General features: G+C 71.5%; 27 protein-coding genes. 20 read left to right on the forward strand and 7 right to left on the reverse strand.

Annotated elements, in window-relative coordinates; translation table 11 throughout:
• The first annotated feature begins 30 nt into the window (after window positions 1–30).
• The 4 genes from leuC to AB0L33_RS26960 all read left to right on the forward strand — a co-directional run bounded on the left by leuC (window position 31) and on the right by AB0L33_RS26960 (window position 3,194).
• Window positions 31–1,458: a 3-isopropylmalate dehydratase large subunit gene (leuC, locus tag AB0L33_RS26945; protein ID WP_365685562.1), complete on the forward strand. Its 1,428-nt coding sequence runs from the start codon at window positions 31–33 to the stop codon at window positions 1,456–1,458.
• Window positions 1,459–1,460: 2 nt separating this feature from the next.
• Window positions 1,461–2,054, forward strand: a complete 594-nt coding sequence (gene leuD / locus AB0L33_RS26950; protein WP_365685706.1) for a 3-isopropylmalate dehydratase small subunit — start codon at window positions 1,461–1,463, stop codon at window positions 2,052–2,054.
• Between the two features lie 104 nt (window positions 2,055–2,158).
• On the forward strand, window positions 2,159–2,386 hold the full coding sequence (locus AB0L33_RS26955; RefSeq protein ID WP_018102425.1) for a hypothetical protein: 228 nt from the start codon (window positions 2,159–2,161) through the stop codon (window positions 2,384–2,386).
• A gap of 142 nt (window positions 2,387–2,528) precedes the next feature.
• Entirely contained in the window at window positions 2,529–3,194 is a 666-nt protein-coding gene (locus AB0L33_RS26960) for an HU family DNA-binding protein (RefSeq protein WP_365685564.1), read from the forward strand.
• Between the two features lie 105 nt (window positions 3,195–3,299).
• On the opposite strand, the gene AB0L33_RS26965 is transcribed toward AB0L33_RS26960, so the two are convergent.
• The gene (locus AB0L33_RS26965; RefSeq protein WP_018102423.1) at window positions 3,300–3,503 is read right to left on the reverse strand and encodes a hypothetical protein; all 204 of its coding nucleotides are present in this window, start codon (window positions 3,501–3,503) and stop codon (window positions 3,300–3,302) included.
• 9 nt (window positions 3,504–3,512) lie between these two features.
• The gene (cofC, locus tag AB0L33_RS26970; RefSeq protein WP_365685566.1) at window positions 3,513–4,196 is read right to left on the reverse strand and encodes a 2-phospho-L-lactate guanylyltransferase; all 684 of its coding nucleotides are present in this window, start codon (window positions 4,194–4,196) and stop codon (window positions 3,513–3,515) included.
• A gap of 162 nt (window positions 4,197–4,358) precedes the next feature.
• On the opposite strand from cofC, the gene AB0L33_RS26975 reads away from it, so the two are divergent.
• From AB0L33_RS26975 to AB0L33_RS26985, 3 genes are all read left to right on the forward strand, one after another.
• A complete protein-coding gene (locus AB0L33_RS26975) occupies window positions 4,359–5,111 on the forward strand; it encodes a lysophospholipid acyltransferase family protein (RefSeq protein WP_365685567.1) in 753 nt (250 codons plus the stop codon).
• On the forward strand, window positions 5,108–6,118 hold the full coding sequence (locus AB0L33_RS26980; RefSeq protein WP_365685569.1) for an NAD(P)H-dependent glycerol-3-phosphate dehydrogenase: 1,011 nt from the start codon (window positions 5,108–5,110) through the stop codon (window positions 6,116–6,118). Before AB0L33_RS26975 ends, AB0L33_RS26980 begins: the two co-directional genes overlap by 4 nt.
• 79 nt (window positions 6,119–6,197) lie before the next feature.
• A complete protein-coding gene (locus AB0L33_RS26985) occupies window positions 6,198–7,355 on the forward strand; it encodes a D-alanine--D-alanine ligase family protein (RefSeq protein WP_365685571.1) in 1,158 nt (385 codons plus the stop codon).
• Between the two features lie 225 nt (window positions 7,356–7,580).
• Here the strand turns inward: AB0L33_RS26985 and AB0L33_RS26990 are convergent, their stop codons facing one another.
• The gene (locus AB0L33_RS26990; RefSeq protein WP_365685707.1) at window positions 7,581–8,006 is read right to left on the reverse strand and encodes a DUF3515 domain-containing protein; all 426 of its coding nucleotides are present in this window, start codon (window positions 8,004–8,006) and stop codon (window positions 7,581–7,583) included.
• Window positions 8,007–8,086: 80 nt separating this feature from the next.
• The gene (locus AB0L33_RS26995) at window positions 8,087–8,320 is read right to left on the reverse strand and encodes an Lrp/AsnC ligand binding domain-containing protein (RefSeq protein ID WP_361029000.1); all 234 of its coding nucleotides are present in this window, start codon (window positions 8,318–8,320) and stop codon (window positions 8,087–8,089) included.
• A 240-nt stretch (window positions 8,321–8,560) separates the two neighbouring features.
• Between AB0L33_RS26995 and AB0L33_RS27000 the strand changes: the two genes are divergently transcribed.
• Together AB0L33_RS27000 and thiD are read left to right on the forward strand one after the other, a co-directional pair.
• Window positions 8,561–9,532 (forward strand): thiamine-phosphate kinase, encoded by a 972-nt coding sequence (locus AB0L33_RS27000; RefSeq protein ID WP_365685572.1) that lies wholly within the window; start codon window positions 8,561–8,563, stop codon window positions 9,530–9,532.
• A gap of 10 nt (window positions 9,533–9,542) precedes the next feature.
• On the forward strand, window positions 9,543–10,352 hold the full coding sequence (thiD, locus tag AB0L33_RS27005; RefSeq protein WP_365685574.1) for a bifunctional hydroxymethylpyrimidine kinase/phosphomethylpyrimidine kinase: 810 nt from the start codon (window positions 9,543–9,545) through the stop codon (window positions 10,350–10,352).
• 82 nt (window positions 10,353–10,434) lie between these two features.
• On the opposite strand, the gene rpmB is transcribed toward thiD, so the two are convergent.
• Entirely contained in the window at window positions 10,435–10,620 is a 186-nt protein-coding gene (rpmB, locus tag AB0L33_RS27010) for a 50S ribosomal protein L28 (protein ID WP_026171429.1), read from the reverse strand.
• Between the two features lie 280 nt (window positions 10,621–10,900).
• Between rpmB and AB0L33_RS27015 the strand changes: the two genes are divergently transcribed.
• From AB0L33_RS27015 to mutM, 9 genes are all read left to right on the forward strand, one after another.
• Window positions 10,901–12,538 (forward strand): DAK2 domain-containing protein, encoded by a 1,638-nt coding sequence (locus tag AB0L33_RS27015; RefSeq protein WP_365685576.1) that lies wholly within the window; start codon window positions 10,901–10,903, stop codon window positions 12,536–12,538.
• Between the two features lie 63 nt (window positions 12,539–12,601).
• On the forward strand, window positions 12,602–14,812 hold the full coding sequence (recG, locus tag AB0L33_RS27020; protein WP_365685578.1) for an ATP-dependent DNA helicase RecG: 2,211 nt from the start codon (window positions 12,602–12,604) through the stop codon (window positions 14,810–14,812).
• Window positions 14,813–14,915: 103 nt separating this feature from the next.
• On the forward strand, window positions 14,916–15,500 hold the full coding sequence (gene rsmD / locus AB0L33_RS27025) for a 16S rRNA (guanine(966)-N(2))-methyltransferase RsmD (protein ID WP_365685579.1): 585 nt from the start codon (window positions 14,916–14,918) through the stop codon (window positions 15,498–15,500).
• A 26-nt stretch (window positions 15,501–15,526) separates the two neighbouring features.
• The gene (coaD, locus tag AB0L33_RS27030; protein WP_328904471.1) at window positions 15,527–16,006 is read left to right on the forward strand and encodes a pantetheine-phosphate adenylyltransferase; all 480 of its coding nucleotides are present in this window, start codon (window positions 15,527–15,529) and stop codon (window positions 16,004–16,006) included.
• Window positions 16,007–16,116: 110 nt separating this feature from the next.
• The gene (locus AB0L33_RS27035) at window positions 16,117–17,166 is read left to right on the forward strand and encodes a cell division initiation protein (protein ID WP_365685581.1); all 1,050 of its coding nucleotides are present in this window, start codon (window positions 16,117–16,119) and stop codon (window positions 17,164–17,166) included.
• 202 nt (window positions 17,167–17,368) lie between these two features.
• Window positions 17,369–17,977 (forward strand): DUF177 domain-containing protein, encoded by a 609-nt coding sequence (locus AB0L33_RS27040; RefSeq protein ID WP_365685708.1) that lies wholly within the window; start codon window positions 17,369–17,371, stop codon window positions 17,975–17,977.
• A 2-nt stretch (window positions 17,978–17,979) separates the two neighbouring features.
• Entirely contained in the window at window positions 17,980–18,153 is a 174-nt protein-coding gene (rpmF, locus tag AB0L33_RS27045) for a 50S ribosomal protein L32 (RefSeq protein WP_003965982.1), read from the forward strand.
• Window positions 18,154–18,172: 19 nt separating this feature from the next.
• A complete protein-coding gene (rnc, locus tag AB0L33_RS27050) occupies window positions 18,173–18,997 on the forward strand; it encodes a ribonuclease III (RefSeq protein ID WP_026171428.1) in 825 nt (274 codons plus the stop codon).
• 81 nt (window positions 18,998–19,078) lie between these two features.
• Entirely contained in the window at window positions 19,079–19,939 is an 861-nt protein-coding gene (gene mutM / locus AB0L33_RS27055) for a bifunctional DNA-formamidopyrimidine glycosylase/DNA-(apurinic or apyrimidinic site) lyase (RefSeq protein WP_365685583.1), read from the forward strand.
• On the opposite strand, the gene AB0L33_RS27060 is transcribed toward mutM, so the two are convergent.
• Both AB0L33_RS27060 and AB0L33_RS27065 read right to left on the reverse strand, forming a co-directional pair.
• The gene (locus AB0L33_RS27060; protein ID WP_365685584.1) at window positions 19,936–20,340 is read right to left on the reverse strand and encodes a helix-turn-helix domain-containing protein; all 405 of its coding nucleotides are present in this window, start codon (window positions 20,338–20,340) and stop codon (window positions 19,936–19,938) included. The two genes, mutM and AB0L33_RS27060, sit on opposite strands and share 4 nt — an antisense overlap.
• Before the next feature lie 98 nt (window positions 20,341–20,438).
• Window positions 20,439–21,452 (reverse strand): CAP domain-containing protein, encoded by a 1,014-nt coding sequence (locus AB0L33_RS27065; RefSeq protein WP_365685586.1) that lies wholly within the window; start codon window positions 21,450–21,452, stop codon window positions 20,439–20,441.
• Window positions 21,453–21,594: 142 nt separating this feature from the next.
• Between AB0L33_RS27065 and AB0L33_RS27070 the strand changes: the two genes are divergently transcribed.
• Window positions 21,595–21,876: an acylphosphatase gene (locus AB0L33_RS27070; RefSeq protein WP_051093064.1), complete on the forward strand. Its 282-nt coding sequence runs from the start codon at window positions 21,595–21,597 to the stop codon at window positions 21,874–21,876.
• 435 nt (window positions 21,877–22,311) lie between these two features.
• Complete coding sequence (locus AB0L33_RS27075) at window positions 22,312–22,521, forward strand: hypothetical protein (protein WP_018102403.1); 210 nt, start codon at window positions 22,312–22,314, stop codon at window positions 22,519–22,521.
• The last annotated feature ends 44 nt before the right edge of the window (window positions 22,522–22,565 follow it).

Genomic DNA, 22,565 nt, shown 5'->3' on the forward strand with positions numbered 1-22,565 from the left:
CCGGCGATGGCGTCGGCCGGAGGGAAAGCGATGGGTAGGACACTCGCGGAGAAGGTTTGGGACGACCATGTCGTCCTGCGCGCCGAGGGCGAACCCGACCTCCTCTTCATCGATCTGCACCTGCTGCACGAGGTGACCAGCCCCCAGGCGTTCGACGGCCTGCGGCAGGCCGGACGCCCGGTGCGGCGGCTCGATCTCACCATCGCCACCGAGGACCACAACACCCCGACCCTCGACATCGACAGGCCGATCGCCGACCCGGTCTCCCGCGCCCAGCTGGAGACGCTGCGGAAGAACTGCGCGGAGTTCGGTGTGCGGCTGCACCCGCTGGGCGACGTCGAGCAGGGCGTCGTGCACGTGGTCGGCCCGCAGCTGGGCCTGACCCAGCCCGGCACCACCGTGGTCTGCGGCGACTCCCACACGTCCACGCACGGCGCCTTCGGTGCCCTCGCGTTCGGCATCGGCACCAGCCAGGTCGAGCACGTGCTGGCCACCCAGACGCTGCCGATGGCCCGCCCGAAGACGATGGCGATCACCGTCGACGGCGAACTGCCCGACGGCGTCACCGCCAAGGACCTGATCCTGGCAATCATCGCCCGGATCGGTACTGGCGGCGGCCAGGGCTACATCCTCGAATACCGCGGCTCCGCCATCGAGAAGCTCTCGATGGAGGCCCGGATGACCATCTGCAACATGTCGATCGAGGCCGGTGCGCGGGCGGGCATGATCGCCCCCGACCAGACCACCTTCGACTACCTGAAGGGCCGCGACCACGCCCCCCGGGGCGAGGACTGGGACGCCGCCGTCGCGTACTGGAAGACGCTGCGCACCGACGACGACGCGGTCTTCGACGCCGAGGTGGTCATCGAGGCCGCCGAGCTGGCGCCGTTCGTCACCTGGGGCACCAACCCCGGCCAGGGCGCGCCCCTGTCGGCCAACGTCCCCGACCCGGCTTCGTACGAGGACGCGTCGGAGCGCCACGCCGCCGAAAAGGCCCTGGAGTACATGGGGTTGACCGCGGGCCAGCCGCTGCGCGAGATCGGCGTCGACACCGTCTTCGTAGGCTCCTGCACCAACGGCCGCATCGAGGACCTGCGCAACGCCGCCGCGGTCCTGGACGGCCGCAAAGTCGCCGACGGCGTACGGATGCTGGTGGTCCCGGGCTCCGTCCGGGTCGCCCTCCAAGCGGTCGACGAGGGCCTGGACAAGGTCTTCACCGCCGCCGGAGCCGAATGGCGGCACGCGGGCTGCTCGATGTGCCTCGGCATGAACCCCGACCGGCTGGCCCCCGGCGAGCGCGCCGCCTCCACCTCGAACCGCAACTTCGAGGGGCGGCAGGGCAAGGGCGGCCGTACGCACCTGGTCTCCCCACAGGTGGCCGCCGCCACCGCGGTGCTGGGCCACCTGGCCTCGCCCGCCGACCTGTCCGACACCCGTACGCCCGCCGGAGTCCGATGACCATGGAAGCCTTCACCACGCACACCGGCCGGGCCGTTCCGCTGCGCCGCAGCAACGTCGACACCGACCAGATCATCCCCGCCCACTGGCTCAAGAAGGTCACCCGGGACGGCTTCGAGGACGGCCTCTTCGAGGCTTGGCGCAAGGACGGGAACTTCGTCCTCAACCGCCCCGAGCGCCAGGGCGCGTCGGTCCTGGTGGCCGGCCCCGACTTCGGCACCGGCTCCTCCCGCGAGCACGCGGTCTGGGCCCTGCAGAACTACGGCTTCAAGGCCGTCATCTCGTCCCGGTTCGCCGACATCTTCCGCGGCAACTCGCTGAAGAACGGTCTGCTGACCGTGGTCCTGGACCAGAAGACCGTCGACGCCCTCTGGGAGCTGACGGAGGCGGACCCGACGGCCGAGGTGACGGTCGACCTGGAGGCCCGGCAGGTCCGCGCCGAGGGCGTCACCGCCGACTTCGAGCTGGACGAGAACGCCCGCTGGCGGCTGCTGAACGGCCTGGACGACATCAGCCTCACCCTTCAGAACGAAGCCGGCATCGCGGCTTACGAGGCGGCCCGGCCGGCCCACAAGCCCCGCACAATTCCGGCCTGATCAGCGCGTTTTCAGGACTGCGCCCCCTGCCATCTGGTAGGGGGCGCAGTCGTTTGTTGGGACCCCGTCGGGCGACAACTCGCCCCAGATGGCACAATCGGTGCATGGAACGCGACAGCCAACTCAAGATTTACGGCCAAGTCGCCGACCAATTGAAGGAAGCGCACTCCCGGGTGCGCGCACTGCAAGTCCCGGACGGCGTAAGGATGGCGTTGAACCGGAAGCTGTTGGTCGTCACGGCCACGGCGAAGCACGATCTCCCGGGCGCGGCAAGGCGTCTGGACCGGTTGATGAAGGACCTCGACGAGGGCCGATTCCCCGAAGGTGACTGACTCCGCAGAACTGCGCAGCGGTCGACTTCGTTGCGGCACTAGGGTGATTAGCCCGTTTCGTGTTTGATTTGCGGTATATATCTGCCTAACGTGCGAAAAAGCCGGACAGATTCGTTCCGGCAATGTCTCCGAAGGGGAAGACGTGAACAAGGCGCAGCTCGTAGAAGCGATTGCCGACAAGGTCGGCGGCCGGCAGCAGGCCGCGGACGCCGTCGACGCGGTGCTCGACGCGATCGTCCGTGCGGTTGTCGCGGGCGACCGGGTCTCGGTCACCGGCTTCGGCTCGTTCGAGAAGGTGGACCGCCCCGCCCGCTACGCCCGCAACCCGCAGACGGGTGAGCGCGTGCGGGTCAAGAAGACCTCGGTGCCCCGCTTCCGCGCGGGTCAGGGCTTCAAGGACCTGGTCAGCGGCTCCAAGAAGCTCCCCAAGAACGACGTGGCCGTGAAGAAGGCCCCCAAGGGCAGCCTCTCCGGCGGTTCTTCCGCCCGTACGACGGCCAAGGCCGCCGCGAAGAAGGCCACCGCGAAGAAGGCCGTGGCGAAGAAGGCCACCGCCACGAAGGCCACCCCGGCGAAGAAGACCACCGCCGCGGCCAAGAAGACCACCGCGAAGAAGGCGTCGCCGGCGAAGAAGACGACGACGGCCGCCGCGAAGAAGGCCACCCCGGCGGCGAAGTCCACGGCGGCGAAGAAGACCACCGCCGCCAAGACCGCGCCCGCCAAGAAGACCACGGCGAAGAAGGCGCCCGCGAAGAAGACCACCGCGCGCAAGACCACGGCCAAGAAGGCCACCGCGCGCAAGAAGTGAGACCGGGCCGCACAGGCCCCCACACGCGCCGGGCCGGGCTCCCCCCGGGGAGCCCGGCCCGCGGGCTGTCCGGGGGAGCCGCTGCCGGGGAAGGGCCCGCAGGGCTCAGAACGTCTGCAGCGTCACCAGGCTGATCCGCAGCCCGGCCCCCTCGCCCTCACCCTCGATCCGCACCCGCTGGCCCGGCCGCAGCAGCCGCAGACCGCCCGCGTCGAAGGCCGCCGCGTCGAAGTCCACCGGGGTGCCGTCATCGAGCAGCACACTGCCGCTCCGCGTCTCGGGGTCGTACGTGTACGAGGTCGCCTGCATGGGTGCAGACTATCGGTCCGGTGCGAACGCCCCGGCGGCCCAGCGGCCCGCCGTGAACGGGCCGACGCCCAGCTCCAGCGCCACCCGCAGATCCTCGCCGGTGTCCACGTCCCGGCGCACCGAATCGATCCCCGGCAGCGTGATTTCCACCGCGCCCGACGCCAGATGGCGCACCCGGGACGGGCCGCCGAATGCGGGCCGCAATTCCACTTCCGGAGCAGCCGACAGAAATGTCGTCCCGATTCCCGCCGCATCGGGAACAAATGCGCGGGGAAAAGCGGCCGAGAATTCGAGGACCCGGGACAATTCCGTCGGGCGCAGTGCGGGCAGATCCGCGTTGAGCGCGGCCAGCCGCGCCCCCGGCCTGCCCGCCCGGACCGCCCGCTCACCGTGCGCGAGGGCCGCGTTGAGACCCGCCCCCGGGGCATCGGGCACGACCAGGGCGCCGAGCGCGGCCAGCGCCGCCCCCGCCACCGTGTCGTCCGTGACGACCACCACATCCGCCACATCCGGGCAGGACAGCGCGGCGGCCACCGTGTCACGGGCGAAGGCGAGGGCGAGCCGGGGGCGCAACAGCGCGCCGGAGGCGGGCGCCAGCCTGCTCTTGGCCAGCGCCAGGGGCTTCAACGGGACGACCAGGGACCAGCGCCCGGCCGGGTCGGTGTTCGTGGCGGTCCCTCCCTCGATACGCATCGCCGCCTATTCTCGCCTGCCGGTGCGCCGACCCGGAGGGTCGCTCCCCGGGGCGAGGCGTACGGTGTTCTCGACAGAGCAGGGGCCTGGGGCGAGACTTGACCCTCGGTAGTCAGGCAGCAGACAGCTCCACGGTCTTGTTCACAGAGGAAAGGTGTCCGAGTGTCCCGCCGCAGAATCGGCTTCTGGTACCGCCTGGCGGCGGTCATCGCGAAACCGCCGCTGGTGGTTCTGTTCAAGCGCGACTGGCGGGGAACGGAACACATTCCGGCCGACGGCGGATTCATCACAGCGGTCAACCACAACTCGTACCTGGACCCGCTCTCGTACGGGCACTTCCAGTACAACACCGGCCGGGTGCCGCGTTTTCTGGCCAAGGCGGGACTCTTCAAGGGCGCCTTCATCGGCACGATGCTGCGCGGCACCGGCCAGATCCCCGTCTACCGCGAGACCACCAACGCGATGGACGCCTTCCGGGCCGCCGTCGGCGCCATCGAGCGCGGCGAGTGCGTCTGCTTCTACCCCGAGGGCACCCTCACCCGGGACCCCGACATGTGGCCGATGGCCGGCAAGACCGGCGCCGCCCGCGTCGCGTTGATGACCCGGGCCCCCGTCATCCCGGTCGCGCAGTGGGGCGCCAACGAGGTGATGCCGCCCTACGCCACCGAGAAGAAGGTCCGTCTCCTGCCCCGCAAGACCCTCCGGGTCAAGGCCGGGCCGCCCGTCGACCTCTCCCGGTTCTACGACCAGGAGCCGACGCCCGAGGTGCTGCGCGAGGCCACCGAGGTGATCATGCGGGCGGTCACCGCGCAACTGGAGGAGATCCGCGGGGAGCAGGCGCCCGCCGAGCCCTACGATCACCGCAAGGCCCGGGCCGAACAGCGGCGCAAGGCCCAAGGAGAGGGACTCACGTGACGCACCCCCCGAAGGCCGCCGTCTTCGGAACCGGCTCCTGGGGTACCGCCTTCGCCGTCGTCCTCGCGGACGCGGGCTGCGAAGTGACGCTCTGGGGCCGCCGGGCCGAGGTCGCGGAGGCCGTCAACACCACCCGTACCAACCCCGAGTACCTGCCGGGCATCGAACTGCCCGCCTCGGTCCGGGCCACCACGGACGCGGCCGAGGCGCTGCGCGGCGCCGACTACGCGGTGCTCGTCGTGCCCTCCCAGACGCTGCGCGCCAATCTCGCCGACTGGGCGCCGCACCTGGAACCGCAGACGGTGCTGGTCTCCCTGATGAAGGGCGTCGAACTCGGCACCGCCAAGCGGATGAGCGAGGTCATCGAGGACGTCACCCACGTGTCCCCGGACCGCATCGCCGTCATCACCGGGCCCAACCTCGCCAAGGAGATCGCCGAACGACGCCCCGCCGCGGCCGTCGTCGCCTGCCGGGACGAGTCGGTCGCTCAGCGCCTCCAGGCCGCCTGCCACACCCCGTACTTCCGCCCGTACACCAGCACCGACGTGGTCGGCTGCGAACTCGGCGGCGCCGTCAAGAACGTCATCGGCCTCGCCGTCGGCATCGCGGACGGCATGGGGCTCGGCGACAACGCCAAGGGCTCGCTCATCACCCGGGGCCTCGCCGAGACGATCCGGCTGGGCGCGGCCATGGGCGCCGACCCGCTGACGTTCTCCGGACTCGCCGGGCTCGGCGACCTGGTGGCGACCTGCTCCTCGCCGCTCTCGCGCAACCACACCTTCGGCACCAACCTCGGCCGGGGCATGACGCTCCAGGAGACCATCGCCGCCACCAAGCAGACCGCCGAGGGCGTCAAGTCCTGCGAATCGGTGCTCGACCTGGCGCGCAGGCACGGCGTGGAGATGCCGCTGACCGAGACCATCGTCGGCATCGTCCACGAGGGCAAGCCGCCGAAGGTCGCGGTCAAGGAGCTCATGTCGCGCAGCGCCAAGGCCGAACGGCACTGACGCCACCCGGGGCCCACCCGCCCCGGGCGGCCCGTGCCGCGCTGACGCGGCCGGTACCAGCAGGTACGCTCATCGCGATATGAGCAGCGAGAACCTCCCCCAGAGCCCGGAGCAGCAGCTCCGCAAGCCGCGCGTGGCCGTCGTGTTCGGCGGCCGCAGCTCCGAACACGGCATTTCGGTGGTCACGGCCGGCGCCGTCCTGAACGCCATCGACCGGACCAAGTACGACGTCCTGCCGATCGGCATCACGACGGACGGCCGCTGGGCGCTCACCGCCGACGAACCGGAACGCATGGCCATCGCCAACCGGACCATGCCGGACGTGGCGCAGCTGGCCGAGTCCGAGGAGGGCGGGGTCGTGCTCTCCGTCGACCCCGGCAGCCGCGAAGTGGTCTACACCGAGCCCGGCGCGGTGCCCAAGGCGCTCGGCGAGGTCGACGTCGTCTTCCCCGTCCTGCACGGCCCGTACGGCGAGGACGGCACCCTCCAGGGACTCCTGGAGCTGTCCGGAGTGCCGTACGTGGGCGCCGGAGTCCTCGCCTCGGCCGTCGGCCAGGACAAGGAGTACATGAAGCGGGTCTTCACCTCCTTCGGACTCCCGGTCGGCCCGTACCTGGTGGTCCGCCCCCGCGAGTGGGAGAAGGACCCGGCCGCCGCCCGCGAGCGCATCACCGGCTTCGCCGCCGAACACGGCTGGCCGCTCTTCATCAAGCCCGCCCGGGCCGGCTCGTCCATCGGCATCACCAAGGTCGAGGACGCCTCCGGCCTCGACGCGGCCATCGAGGAGGCCCGCCGCCACGACCCGAAGTTCCTGGTCGAGTCGCTGCTGAGGGGCCGCGAGATCGAGTGCGGCGTCCTGGAGTTCGAGGACGGGCCGCGCGCCAGCGTGCCGGCCGAGATCCCGCCGGTCACCGCGCACGACTTCTACGACTTCGAGGCCAAGTACATCGACGCCGCCTCCGGAATCGTGCCCGCGCCGCTCACCGAGGAGCAGACCGCCGAGGTCCAGCGGCTCGCCGTCGAAGCATTCGACGCCTGCTCCTGCGAGGGCCTGGTGCGCGCCGACTTCTTCCTCACCGAGGACGGCGGCTTCGCCATCAACGAGATCAACACCCTGCCGGGCTTCACCCCGATCTCCATGTACCCGCGCATGTGGCAGGAGAGCGGCGTCAGCTACCAGCAGTTGGTGGACCGCCTCATCCAGGCCGCACTGAACCGGCCGACCGGCCTGCGCTGACCCGGCGGAACACGGCGAAGGGTGTGCGCTCCGAGCGGGGCGCACACCCTAGGGCCTGTCGTCAAACTGCCGTCTGCTGGGCGACGCCATGCACGCACTCTCGCCGCACCGGCCCCAGACCCCAGTACATCCAGTACAGGGGTCTGGGGCCGGCACACCGAGAGCACGCACCTGACGCCGCCCGGCCCGCCCTCCGGGCGGACGACGCCAGTTTGACGACAGGCCCTAGAACCGGTTCGGGATCGTCTTCTTCACCGCCGGGGCGAACGCCGCGAGCGGCGTCGTGTCGTGTGCGTACGCCTCCGAGAGCGACACCTCGACGTACGTCTTGCGCAGGGTCGTCGTCAGCCGGGGGCCGTCGCCGTCGCGCTGCTCCAGCATCCAGTTGACCCCGCTCGCGGTGATGCCCTTCGACTGGTCGTCGTCCATCTTCGCGGGGCGCTCCACACCGCAGCGCAGTACGATCGCCCCGTCCCCCCACCCGGCGGTCAGCTCCGAGGCGGGTTCGGGGTCGCTCCGCTCCAGACCGCCGACGGTGTCCGGCAGTTCCCCGTCCAGCGCGCGGCAGTAGGCTGCGGCTTCCGGGGACGGCGAGGGCACCGTGACCGACGCCGTCGCCTCGCCCCCGGAACAGCCCGCCACCAGCAGCATCAGGGTGGCGGACGGACCGAGGAACACGGGGCGGAGAAGCCGGCGGCTGGAGGACGTCACCGGCCCAGCGTAGACGGGGGCTACAGGTGAACGACCGGGCAGGTCAGGGTTCGGGTGATGCCGTCCACTTGCTGGACCCGCGCCACCACCATGCGCCCGAGCTCGTCCACCGTGTCGGCCTGGGCGCGCACGATCACGTCGTAGGGACCGGTGACGTCTTCTGCCTGGATGACTCCCGGGAGCTTGGAGATGGTCTCGGCGACGGTCGACGCCTTGCCCACCTCGGTCTGAATGAGGATGTACGCCTGTACCACGGAACCTCCAGGGCGGCCACGAGGATCATGTGGGGGAAAGGGACGCCACGTTATCGCGTCGCCGCGCGGAGCGGGGAGACCCGCGGGCCGGATGACGTCCTCAGCGTGGCGTACGGAACGCGCAAATTGACGTAACTCTTGACAGTACCGACAGCAGAGACGGCACGCGACCGCGAGTGGGGCGGCGCGCACGGGGGACAGGCCGGAGCGTCCGGCCCGACAGATGAGAGGTGACACTCGGTGAAGGCAACCGTGGGCGAGTTGGGGGAGTTCGGGCTCATCAAGGAGCTCACGTCCCGGCTCACCACCACTCCGGCGGTCCGGCTCGGCCCGGGCGACGACGCCGCGGTCGTGACCGCCCCCGACCGCAGGGTCGTGGCCAGCACGGACATCCTGCTGGAGGGACGGCACTTCCGGCGCGACTGGTCGACGGCGTACGACGTGGGCCGCAAGGCCGCCGCGCAGAACCTCGCCGACATCGCCGCCATGGGCGCCGTGCCCACCGCGCTCCTGCTCGGCCTCGTCGTCCCCGCCGAACTCCCGGTCACCTGGGCCGCCGAGCTGATGGACGGACTGCGCGACGAGTGCCAGGTCGCGGGGGCGGCCGTGGTCGGCGGGGACGTCGTGCGCGGCGACCTCATCACCGTCTCGATCACCGCGCTCGGCGACCTCCGCAACCACGAACCCGTCACCCGGGCCGGCGCCCAGCCCGGGGACGTCGTCGCCGTCACCGGCTGGCTCGGCTGGTCCGCCGCCGGATACGCCGTGCTCTCCCGGGGCTTCCGCTCGCCGCGCGCCTTCGTGGAGGCCCACCGCCGCCCCGAACCGCCGTACCACGCGGGCCCCGCGGCCGCCGGGCTCGGCGCCACCGCCATGACCGACGTCAGCGACGGGCTCGTCGCCGACCTCGGGCACATCGCCGAGGCCAGCAAGGTCCGCATCGACCTGCGGTCCGGGCTCATCGACGTCCCGTCCCAGATGTCGGACATCGGGCAGGCCGTCGGCGTCGACCCCATGCAGTGGGTGCTGACCGGCGGCGAGGACCACGCCATCGTCGCGACCTTCCCGTCCGACGTGAAGCTCCCGGCCCGCTGGAAGGTGATCGGCGAGGTCCTCAACCCCTCGGCGCTGCCCCAGGTGACGGTCGACGGGGCGCCCTGGACCAGCAAGAACGGCTGGGACCACTTCGGCGACATCGAGGACTCGCAGTAGATTGCGGCGTATGCCGATACCCACCTCCGTACCGCCCCGCGTGCTCACCGTCGCCGGATCAGACTCCGGCGGCGGTGCGGGCATCCAGGCCGACCTCAAGACGATGCTCGCGCTGGGCACGCACGGGATGAGCGTGCTCACCGCCGTCACCGCGCAGAACTCCCTCGGCGTCCAGGGCGCCTGGGAGCTGCCCCCCGAGGCGGTCCGCGCCCAGTACCGCAGCGTCGTGGACGACATCGGCGTCGACGCCGTCAAGACCGGGATGCTGGCGTCCGCCCCGCTCGTGGAGACCGTCGCGGAACTCCTCGCGGACACCGCGGCGCCCGTCGTCGTGGACCCCGTCGGCGTCTCCAAGCACGGCGACCCGCTCCTCGCCGCCGACGCCCTGGAATCCGTCCGTACGAAGCTGCTCCCCGTCGCGACCGTGGCGACGCCCAACCTGGACGAGGTGGCGCAGCTCACGGGCATCGCCGTCACCGACGAGACCGGAATGCGCCGGGCCGCCGGCGCGCTGCTCGCCTTCGGACCCCGCTGGGTCGTGGTCAAGGGCGGCCACCTGCCCGGCGAGCCCGTCGACCTGCTCACCGACGGCGACGAGGAGCACTGGCTGCGCGCCCCCCGCCACGACAACCGGCACACCCACGGCACCGGCTGCACCCTGGCGTCCGCCATCGCGAGCCACCTGGCACGGGGGGCCGGGGTGCCGGAGGCGGTCCGGGCCGCGAAGGCGTACGTCACCGGGGCGATCGAGGCGGGCTTCCCGCTCGGCACGGGCATCGGCCCGGTCCGCCACGGCTGGCGGCTGCGCGACGCGGACTGACGTACGGGCACAGCAAAAAGCCGGTCCACCGAGGTGGACCGGCTTTTCGGGCAACCGGTAGGGCTGCGCTACGACGGGAACGTCAGCGCGCGACCTTGCCGGCCTTGATGCACGAGGTGCAGACGTTGAGCCGCTTCGGCGTCCGACCGACCACGGCACGCACGCGCTGGATGTTGGGGTTCCAGCGACGGGACGTACGGCGGTGCGAGTGCGAAATGTTGTTGCCGAAGCTCGGCCCCTTGCCGCAAACGTCGCAGTTGGCAGCCACGGGTCACTCCAAAGACTTCAGATGCACTTACAGTGAATTCCGGTACGCCGGATTCAAGGACTGAAGTGGCGGTACCGGGGGAATGTCCCGACTCTCGTCGGGCAACCGAAGCAGCATACAACGCCTGCTCCGGAGATACGAAACTACCATGTCTTCCGCCCCCGCCCTCCCCGCCCCCGGACCGCCCGCACCCCCCGACCGGGGCTAACCTGCGGTGCAGCCAGCCGCCCCGCCCCCGTCACGAGTCCCCGTTCCGAGTCCCGTCCGAGGAGGACCCGAGGTGCCGCAGACCGCCGACGAACCGGATGCCGTCGCGGTGCGGAGCTGGTGCTCCCTGGCCCTCGAAGCGCTCGGCCGGGAGCGGGAGGCGATCGACGCGATCAACGTCTATCCCGTCGCCGACGGGGACACCGGCACCAACCTCTACCTGACCGTGGAATCCGCGGCGGCCGCCGTCGAAGCGGTCTTCGCCGCCCACGAGACCGGCACCTCGGTGCCCTCCGCCGCCGACGCGGTACGGGCCATGGCGCACGGCGCCCTCATCGGCGCCCGCGGCAACTCCGGCACGATCCTCGCCCAGCTCCTGCGCGGCATGGCCGGGGTCCTCGCGGAGGGCACCGGCGGCGACCGGATGCGCCTCGCCCTCGCCAGGGCCGCCGCCTGGGCCCGCGAGGCCGTCGCCCACCCCGTCGAGGGCACCGTCCTCACCGTCGCGGACCGGGCCGCGGCCGCCGCCGGACAGGCCGCCCCCGGCGCGGACACGGCCGAGGTGGCCCGGGCCGCCTACGAGGGCGCCCGTGCCGCGCTGGACGCGACGCCCGGACAGCTCCCCGCCCTCGCCCGGGCCGGGGTGGTCGACGCCGGGGGCCGCGGCCTGGTCACGCTGCTCGGCGCCCTGGTCGAAGCCGTCTCGGGACGCGGCCCGGAGCGGCCGTACGAGGCCCCCGTCCCGTTCGTCCCGGCGGGCGGCGACGACACGGAGTGCCCGGCGGGCGACGACGGGGACGGGGGAGGCCCCGCCTTCGAGGTGATCTACCTCCTGGAAGCGGGCGACGAGGCCGTCGAACGACTGCGCGCCCGGCTGGACGCCCTCGGCGACTCCCTGGTGGTGGTCGGCGGCGACGGGCTGTGGAACGTGCACGTCCACGTGGACGACGCCGGCGCCGCGGTCGAGGCGGGCGTCGAGGCCGGCCGCCCGTACCGCATCCGCATCACCCACTTCGCCGCCGACCGCGCCCACGCCCGCCCCGAGCCCGCCCGGCGCGCGGTCGTCGTGGTCGTCCCGGGCGACGGTCTCGCCGCCCTCTGCCGGGAGGCCGGCGCGACGACCGTGCTCGCCCGGCCCGGCGAACCGCCCGCCAGCGGCGAACTGGCCGACGCGGTCCGCCGCGCCCACGCGCGCGAGGTGGTGCTCCTGCCGAACGACGCGGACCTGCGCCACACCGCGGCCGCCGCCGCCGAACAGGCCAGGGCCCAGGGGGTCCGGGTCGCCGTCATCCCGACCCGGGCCGCCGTCCAGGGCATCGCGGCCCTCGCCGTCCACGAGCCGGACCGCAGCTTCGACGAGGACGTGGTCGCGATGACCTCGGCGGCCGGTGCCACCCGCTACGCCGAACTGGCCGTCGCCGAGCGGCAGTCCTGGACCACGGCGGGCATCTGCCAGGCCGGGGACGTCCTCGGGCTCATCGACGGCGACGTGGCGGTCATCGGCCAGGACGTCCCCGGCACCGCCCGCAAGGTGCTCGACCGGATGCTCGCGGCCGGCGGCGAACTGGTCACCCTGGTCCTGGGCGAGGACACCCCGCCCTCGCTCGCCGAAGCCCTGGAACAGCACGTCCGCGACGGCCACCTGGCCGTGGACACCACCACGTACCGGGGCGGCCACCAGGGCGCGCCGCTGCTGATCGGCGTCGAATAGCACCCGGCGCGGCGACGGGCCCGGGCGGCGCCCGACGGACAACTGTCACTGCCGTGGTGTGCAATGGACCGCGTGTCTGCGTTCGAAGAACCCCTCAAGAAACTGCTCGGCGGACCCACCGCGAAGGTGATGGCCGAGCACCTCGACCTGCACACCGTCGGTGATCTCCTCCATCACTACCCGCGCCGGTACGAGGAGCGCGGCCGGCTCACGGCGCTGACCGACCTCCCGCTGGACGAGCACGTCACGGTCGTCGCCCAGGTCGCCGACGCCCGCGTCCTCACCTTCAACGGCGGACGCGGCAAGCGCCTCGAAGTGACCCTCACCGACGGCCACGGCCGCCTCCAGCTCGTCTTCTTCGGCCACGGCGTCCACAAGCCGCACAAGGACCTGCTGCCCGGCCGCCGCGCGATGTTCGCCGGCAAGGTCTCCGTCTTCAACCGCAAGATGCAGCTCGCCCACCCCACGTACCAGCTGCTCGACGCCGCCTCCGGGGACGACGAGGCGACCGAGGCCGTGGACGCCTTCGCGGGCAAGCTGCTGCCGATCTATCCCGCCTGCAAGCAGCTCGACTCCTGGCGGATCGCCAAGGCGGTCGACGCGGTGCTGCCCAGCGCCCGGGAGGCCGTCGACCCGCTCCCGGAAGCCCTGCGCGAGGGCCGCGGTTTCACCTCGCTGCCCGAGGCCCTGCTCAAGATCCACCGCCCGGCCACCAAGGCCGACGTGGCGGCGGCCCGGGACCGGCTGAAGTGGGACGAGGCGTTCGTCCTCCAGGTCGCTCTGGCCCGCCGCAGGTACGCCGACACCCAGCTTCCGGCCGTCGCCCGCAGGCCCGTCCCCGGCGGCCTGCTCGACGCGTTCGACGCGAAGCTGCCGTTCACGCTCACCGACGGCCAGCAGAAGGTCTCCCAGGAGATCTTCGACGACCTCGCCACCGAGCACCCGATGCACCGCCTCCTCCAGGGCGAGGTCGGTTCCGGGAAGACCATGGTGGCCCTGCGCGCCATGCTCGCCGTGGTCGACGCGGGCGGCCAGGCCGCGATGCTCGCCCCCACCGAGGTCCTGGCGCAGCAGCACCACCGGTCGATCACGGAGATGATGGGGGACCTGGCCGAGGGCGGCATGCTGGGGGGTTCCGACCAGGGCACCAAGGTCGTCCTGCTCACCGGGTCCATGGGCACCGCCGCCCGCCGGCAGGCGCTGCTCGACCTGGTCACCGGGGAGGCGGGCATCGTCATCGGGACGCACGCCCTGATCGAGGACAAGGTCAAGTTCCACGACCTGGGCCTGGTCGTCGTCGACGAACAGCACCGCTTCGGGGTCGAGCAGCGCGACGCCCTCCGCTCCAAGGGCAAGCAACCGCCCCACCTCCTCGTCATGACCGCGACGCCCATTCCCCGTACCGTCGCCATGACCGTCTTCGGGGACCTGGAGACCTCCGTCCTCGACCAGCTCCCGGCCGGCCGCTCGCCCATCGCCAGCCACGTCGTCCCCGCCAAGGACAAGCCGCACTTCCTCAGCCGCGCCTGGGAACGGGTCCGCGAGGAGGTGGACAACGGCCACCAGGCGTACGTCGTCTGCCCCCGCATCGGCGACGACGAGGACGACGCCGCCAAGAAGAAGGGGAAGAAGGCGGCCGCGGAGGAGGAAGGCGACAAGCGCCCGCCGCTCGCCGTCCTGGAGATCGCCGAGCAGCTTGCCAAGGGCCCCCTGCACGGACTGCGCGTCGAGGTGCTGCACGGCAGGATGCAGCCCGACGACAAGGACGACGTGATGCGCCGCTTCGCCGCCGGCGAGGTCGACGTCCTGGTCGCCACCACCGTCATCGAGGTCGGCGTCAACGTCCCCAACGCCACCGCGATGGTCATCATGGACGCCGACCGCTTCGGCGTCTCCCAGCTGCACCAGCTGCGCGGCCGGGTCGGCCGAGGCTCCGCCCCCGGGCTCTGCCTGCTGGTCACCGAGGCCCACGAGGCGAGCCCGGCCCGCGCCCGGCTCTCCGCCGTCGCCGCGACCCTGGACGGCTTCGAGCTCTCCCGCATCGACCTCGAACAGCGCCGTGAGGGCGATGTGCTCGGCCAGGCCCAGTCCGGAGTGCGCTCCTCGCTGCGCGTCCTGAACGTCATCGACGACGAGGAGGTCATCGCCGCCGCGCGCCAGGAGGCCGTCGCGGTCGTCGCCGCCGACCCCGACCTGGAACGGCTGCCCGAGCTGCGCACCGCCCTGGACGCCCTGCTCGACAAGGAGCGCGAGGAGTACCTGGACAAGGGGTGAGCCCGCCCGCCCCGGGAAGCCCGGCCCTCCCCGACGCCATATCGTGGGAGGTACGGCGCCCACGGCACCCCGCGCGCCGCCCCGACCCGAGGACCAGTCACCCATGACCCGCGTGATCGCAGGCGTGGCCGGCGGACGCCGCCTGGCCGTCCCGCCCGGCACCGGCACCCGGCCCACATCCGACCGCGCGCGCGAGGGCCTGTTCTCCACCTGGCAGGCACTCCTGGGCACCCTCGACGGGACCCGGGTCGCCGACCTCTACGCCGGCTCCGGCGCCGTCGGCCTCGAAGCGCTCTCCCGGGGCGCCGCCCACGCCCTGCTCGTGGAGGCCGACGCCAAGGCCCTGCGCGTCGTCAAGGACAACGCCCGCACCCTCGGCCTGCCGGGCGCCGAAGTCCGCGGCGGCAAAGCCGAACAGATCGTGACGGGCCCGGCGCCCTCGGAGCCGTACGACGTGGTCTTCCTGGACCCGCCGTACGCCGTCACCGACGACGATCTTGGCGAGATCCTCCTCACACTCCGTACGCAGGGGTGGCTCACGAGCGACGCACTCGTCACCGTGGAACGCAGCACCAGAGGCGGAGAATTCAGCTGGCCCAAGGGTTTCGAGCCATTGCGGGCCCGTCGCTACGGCGAGGGAACGCTTTGGTACGGTCGCGCCGCCGCCACGTGCGAAGACGCACGATGACCGGACCGGAGAGCGAGGGAACCAAGTTGCGCCGCGCCGTATGCCCGGGGTCGTTCGACCCCATCACCAACGGACATCTCGACATCATCGGCCGAGCCTCGAAGCTGTACGACGTCGTGCACGTCGCGGTGATGATCAACCAGTCCAAGAAGGGCCTGTTCACGGTCGAGGAGCGGATCGAGCTCATCCGCGAGGTCACCGCCGAGTTCGGAAACGTCCAGGTCGAGTCCTTCCACGGCCTGCTCGTGGACTTCTGCAAGCAGCGCGACATCCCGGCGATCGTGAAGGGCCTGCGGGCCGTCAGCGACTTCGACTACGAACTCCAGATGGCCCAGATGAACAACGGCCTCTCCGGCGTCGAGACGCTCTTCGTGCCGACCAACCCCACCTACAGCTTCCTGTCGTCCTCCCTGGTCAAGGAGGTCGCGGCCTGGGGCGGCGACGTCTCCCACCTGCTGCCGCCGGTCGTCCAGCGGGCCCTGACCGAACGCCTCGCACAGCGCTGAGCCACTGACAGCGCGTCAGCGTCACGCACCGCAGGTGTCGGGCGGGCGCCGACTGGCCGTACAGTCGTCCCGTCCGTCTCCAACCGGCAGTAGAGAGTGGCGAGCACACGGTGGACGTGCAGAAGAAGCTGGACGAGATCGTCGCGACGGTCGGGAACGCCCGGTCCATGCCCATGTCGGCGTCCTGCGTGGTCAACCGCGCCGAACTGCTCGCGATGCTCGAAGAGGTGCGCGAGGCCCTGCCGGGCTCGCTCGCCCAGGCCGCCGAGGTCATCGGCGGTCACGAGCAGCTGGTCGAGCAGGCCCGCCAGGAGGCCGCCCGCATCATCGAGAAGGCCCACGCCGAGCGCACCTCCCTGATCTCCGAGACCGAGATCGCCCGGCGTTCCCAGGCCGAGGCGGACCGCATCCTCGCCGAGGCCCGCAAGGAGGCCGACGAGGTCCGCGCCGACGCAGACGAGTACGTCGACAGCAAGCTCGCCAACTTCGAGGTCGTCCTCACCAAGACCATCGGCTCGGTCGACCGGGGCCGCGAGAAGCTCCTCGGCCGCGGCCAGGGCTTCGACGCGCAGGGCTACGAGGACCCGGACTTCGCCGAGGCCCCCGAGCGCAGCGCCGACCCGGAGACGCTGCGGCAGCGCGCCGACGCGTACGTGGACACCAAGCTGGGCGCCTTCGAGGCGGTGCTCGCCAAGACCCTGGAGGCCGTCGGCCGGGGACGGCAGAAGCTGCACGGCCGGGTCGCCACCGACGAGCTCGGCGCGCACATCGCCGCCCAGGACGCGGCCGGCGACCAGGGACACACCAGCGACGAGGACCACTGGGCCGGACTGGCGGAGGTCGCGGCCCCGCAGCCGCTCCCCATCCCGCACCAGGCGGAGCCGCAGTACACCCAGCCGGAACCGCAGTACGCCCAGGGCTACGGCTACCAGGACCAGCAGCAGGACGCGTACGGGGCGCGGCAGGACGCCTACGGCTACCAGCAGCAGCCGGACCCGTACGCGGCGTACCAGCAGCAGGGGTACGACGCCTGGCAGCAGCCCCAGCAGCCCCAGCAGCCCGTCCCGCAGCATGGCGACGCCGCCCTGGACGAGACCAGCCTCTTCGACACCAGCATGATCGACCTGGACCAGCTGCGCCGTTACGAACAGGAACGCTGAGCCGCCGGCCCGGGCCGGCCCGGGCCCGGATTGGGAGCTGGGCGGTGTGTCCAGTATCCTGGCTCTTCGGTCGCGCGTATGTCCGCGATCCCGGCTGCCCGCTTCGACTCCGGACGGGCCGGCCCCTCCCACCACGCGTGACGCGTTCGATCCGAAAGCAGGAGAAGCCCTGAACGGCCAGCTCGACCACCGAAACCCCCTCGTGTTCGACACGCACGAGCTGGGCCGGCGTCCGGGTGCCATGAAGCGGCTGACCCGCACGGCGGACGCCCCCGCGGACCTCGGCATCGCCGACGTCATCGGAGTGCCGGAAGGCGCGCCGGTGGAGCTGGATCTCCGTCTCGAGTCCGTCATGGAGGGCGTGCTCGTGACCGGGACCGCCCGTGCGACGGTCGAGGGGGAGTGCGTAAGGTGTCTGGAGCCGCTGAACCGCGAGGTCGAGGCGGACTTCCAGGAGATGTTCTCGTACCCTGACGCCGATGACCGGAACCACGGCAAGCCCGCGGATCCGGCCGACGACGCCGAGGACGACGAGGACAGGCTTTTTCTCGAGGACGGCCTGTTCGACCTCGAGCCGGTGCTGCGTGATGCGGTGGTGCTCGCACTGCCGATGCAGCCGGTGTGCAAGGAATCCTGTGCCGGTCTGTGCTCCGAGTGCGGAGTCAGGCTGGACGAGAATCCCGGCCACCACCACGATGCCGTCGACGCTCGTTGGGCGGCACTGCAAGGACTCGCCGAGACCATTCAGGACGGCGAGAAGGACAACATGGGCGGCGCCGCACCCGGCGTCGACAAGAAGCAGGAGAAGTAGCCGTGGCTGTTCCGAAGCGGAAGATGTCGCGCAGCAACACGCGCCACCGCCGGTCGCAGTGGAAGGCTGCGGTCCCCACCCTGGTTTCGTGCGAGCGCTGCCAGGAGCCGAAGCTGCAGCACATCGCGTGCCCCAGCTGCGGCACGTACAACAAGCGCCAGGTCCTCGAGGTCTGAGCGGCTGGTGAGAGGCCCGATGTCTGAGTTGTCCCACGCCAAGAAGCAGGCAGACAACGTCAACACAGCCTCGTCCCACACGCTTCTGGAAGGGCGGCTCGGGTACCAACTCGAGTCCGCCCTTCTGGTGCGTGCGCTGACCCACCGTTCGTACGCGTACGAGAACGGCGGTCTGCCCACCAACGAGCGGCTGGAGTTCCTCGGGGACTCCGTGCTCGGCCTGGTGGTCACGGACACGCTGTACCGCACCCACCCCGATCTGCCCGAAGGCCAGCTGGCCAAGCTGCGGGCCGCGGTGGTCAACTCGCGTGCGCTTGCTGAGGTGGGCCGCGGCCTCGAACTCGGCTCCTTCATCCGGCTCGGCCGCGGTGAAGAGGGCACGGGAGGCCGGGACAAGGCATCCATCCTCGCCGACACCCTGGAAGCGGTGATCGGCGCGGTCTATCTCGATCAGGGCCTCGACGCGGCGTCCGAGCTGGTCCACCGGCTCTTCGACCCGCTGATCGACAGGTCCTCGAACCTCGGCGCCGGCCTGGACTGGAAGACCAGCCTCCAGGAACTCACCGCGAGCGAGAGCCTCGGAGTCCCCGAGTACCTCGTCACGGAGACCGGCCCGGACCACGAGAAGACCTTCACTGCTGCCGCCCGCGTCGGTGGTGTCTCGTACGGCACCGGCACCGGCCGTAGCAAGAAGGAAGCGGAGCAGCAGGCGGCCGAGTCCGCCTGGCGCGAGATCACCGCCGCCGCGGAGGCGCGGGAGGCCGCGGCGAAGGCCGCCGCCGACGGAGGGGCCGCCGACACCCCTGCCGACCCCGCGCCGTCCACGGACGTCGCTCCGGCCTGACCCGCGGAGAACCCCCCGGCGCCGCCGCGCGCCGGGGGGTTCCTCCTTTCCCCGTACGCCTTTCGTCCCAGGAGCCTTCCCGTGCCCGAACTGCCCGAGGTCGAAGTCGTCCGCCGAGGTCTGGAGCGCTGGGTCGCCGGGCGGACGGCCGGTGAGGTCGAGGTCCTGCACCCGCGCGCGGTCCGCCGCCACCTCGCGGGCGGCGTGGACTTCGCGGCCCGGCTCACCGGGGCGCGGTTCGGGACGGCGATGCGCCGGGGCAAGTATCTGTGGGTGCCGCTGGACGAGGCCGCCGGCTCGCTCCTCGGCCACCTCGGCATGAGCGGTCAGCTGCTCGTCCAGCCCGAGGGGACGCCGGACGAGAAGCACCTGCGGGTCAGGATCAGGTTCGCCGACGCGGTCGGCACCGAGCTGCGCTTCGTGGACCAACGCACCTTCGGCGGGCTCTCGCTCCACGAGAACACCCCGGACGGGCTGCCCGACATCATCGCGCACATCGCCCGCGACCCCCTCGACCCGGCCTTCGACGACGCAGCCTTCCACACGGCGCTGCGGCTGCGCCGTACGACGGTCAAGCGCGCGCTGCTCGACCAGTCGCTGATCAGCGGGGTCGGCAACATCTACGCGGACGAGGCGCTGTGGCGCGCCCGGCTGCACTACGACCGGCCGACCGCGACGCTCACCCGCCCCAAGTCCGCCGAACTCCTCGGCCACGTCCGCGACGTGATGAACGCGGCCCTGGCGCAGGGCGGCACCAGCTTCGACAGCCTCTATGTGAACGTGAACGGCGAGTCCGGCTACTTCGACCGCTCGCTCGACGCCTACGGCCGCGAGGACGAGCCCTGTCACCGCTGCGGTACGCCGATGGCACGGCGCCCCTGGATGAACCGGTCCAGCTACTACTGCCCCCGCTGCCAGCGCCCGCCCCGCGTCAGGCCCTAGCCTTCGCGCGCCTCGTCATAGCGGGCCCGGGCCGTCAGGACCTCGGGCATCCGGCCCTCCACGAAGTGGATCAGGGCGAGCAGCCGCTCCGCGACCTCGTGGCCCAGCGGGGTGAGCTCGTAGTCCACCCGGGGCGGGTTGGTGAGCTGGGCCTCGCGGTGCACCAAGCCGTCCCGCTCCAGCGCGTGCAGCGTCTGGGACAGCATCTTCTCGCTCACCCCGTCGACCCTGCGGCGCAGCGCGTTGAAACGCAGGCTCTCCTCGTGGAGGGCGCCGAGCGTGAGCGCCCCCCAACGGCCGGTGGCGTGTTCGAGCAGGCCGCGCGAGGGGCACTGCTTCGAGAACACGTCGAAGGGCAGATCGTCCGTCGGCGACGTCTCCGGTGCGGTGCTCTGGTCCATGAAACCAGCGTACGCCCGCACAGCGCTTTCCCTCAGTCAGTGTGATTCGGGGGAGGCGAGTGGGGCGTACGAGGTGGTTGTCGCGGCGGTGGCGCGGCTCAGAAGCCGAAGTCCTGGGTCCACCAGGGGCCGCCGGCCCCGTAGTGGACGCCGACGCCGAGCGTCTTGTAATCGCAGTTGAGAATGTTTGCCCGGTGGCCGTCGCTGTTCATCCAGGCGTCCATCACGGCCTGCGCGTCGGCCTGTCCGCGGGCGATGTTCTCGCCGCCGAGGCCCGAGACACCGGCCGCGTCCGCCCGGTCCCAGGGGCTCTTGCCGTCGGGGTCGGTGTGGTCGAAGAAGCCGCGCGCCGCCATGTCGTCGCTGAAGTCCTGGGCGAGCGAGGTGAGCGAGGCGCTCGCGGTGACCGGGCTGCATCCGACCTTGCCGCGCTCCTCGTTGACGAGGGCCAGGATCGCGGCCTGGGCCGAGGCGGCGGTGCTCGTCGGAGCGCTGCTCTTCGACGGGGCCGGTGCGGAGGACTTCGCGGCCTTGGTGGCGGGGGCCTCCGCCGGGGCCTTCGAGGACGAGGAGGACGGCGCGGCCGTCTCCTTCTTCCGGGCCGGAGCGGTCGGCGTCTGCTTGCCGGACGCGGTCTTCGACGGCGAGGCGGACTTGGCGGGCGCGACCGGCTTCGAGGATGAGGCGGAGGCCGAAGCGGAAGGCGAGTGCGAGGCGCTGGGCGAAGCCGGATCAGAGGGCTTCGACGTGGCGGAATGCGACTTCTTGGGCGCGGCGGGGCGGTCGGTGCCCCGGCTCGCCGGCGCCGAAGCGGAGGAGCGGTCGGAGGGCGATGCGGTGATCCCTCCCTGGGTGAGCAGGTCCGGAGCGGCCTGGGAGCGGACCTGGTCGGCGGTCGGACCGCCGCTCACGGTGTAGTTGTCCCCGCCGGGCAGCAGACCCGACGCCACGGCGACGGCGCCGACGGCCACGGCCGCCGAGACGCCTATGAGTCCGGTGCGCACGGGGATCGCGGACCGCTTCCTGCGGCCCGCCCCGCGGTGCCGGGCCGAGACCCCATCCGCCTGCTCCTCGGCGGCGGGGGCTGCGGCGCTGCGTCGATGGCGTCCCATCTGCTGTGCCCTTCTGACGACCTGGACGCCGTTTTCGACGCCCGTGCTCACCCGAACGAGTGAAGCTTTTGCGAGGGGACTGTACGCCATGGCGATTCGCCGGGACGTGCTCCGAAAGCAATTGGCCCGATAGCGTTCGGGCATGAACGAAGATGCACGGCTCACCGCTTGGGTACGCGGCCGAGTACAGCAAGTAGGCTTCCGCTGGTTCACCAGGGCAAACGCTTTGGAGATCGGCGGCCTCACCGGTTTCGCGCTCAATCTGGACGACGGCCGGGTGCAGGTCGTGGCGGAGGGCCCGCGTGAGAATTGCCACCGTCTTCTCGACTGGCTCCGCTCCGACGACACACCCGGCCGCGTTGACGGCGTCACTGAGATATGGGACACGCCGCGGGGCGGATACGAGGGATTCGCGATCCGCTGACACCGCTCGGAAAGGCTCCCGAAACAGACCCGTGTTCGGCCTGTGTTCGATGCGCGGCGGGCGGTGACGGAATGCGCCCCCGTCGCGCGCGCACCTGAAATGACCTGCGGAATGTCCTGATGGTTGCCAAGATTCGGTTGGCGTGCCAGGCTGCCGCCCTAAGGATGATCTCCGTACCCCTGAGGGCCCCGTCGGAGAGCCGCGCCGCATGATCGTCTCGCCGCGCGCCCCGGGACGCCCGCCTCTGTGGGGTGTGATCGTGTTGACCGTCAAACTTTTTGGTGAGACTCTGAAATCCCCGCGCACCTCAGCTGTTCGGCAGAGCTGGTAGGCAGCAGGACAGCAGTGACAGTGAGCACTGCCGAACACCGCGGGTGCGATCCCTCACGACCCACACCGCATCGGTCGGTCACTCATTGTGGAGGACCATCCATCATGGCAAAGGCGCTTCTCGGTTACGTCGGCGGTTCCGACCCGCGACTCCTCGCCGAGATGCGACGGCTCCAGCAGCGCGTCCAGGACCTCGAATCCGAGCTCGTACGGATTCAGGAGGAGAACGACGCGCTGAACGCCGCCGCCCAGCACCAGTCGCTGCTCGACAGCATCGACATCGACGTACCCCAGGCGGAGCCGGCGCTCACCTGACCCGCACGGCGACCTGACCCACGCGCCATGCCCGCAAGCTCCGT

Source organism: Streptomyces sp. NPDC052299, from assembly GCF_040679335.1.
GTDB lineage: Bacteria > Actinomycetota > Actinomycetes > Streptomycetales > Streptomycetaceae > Streptomyces.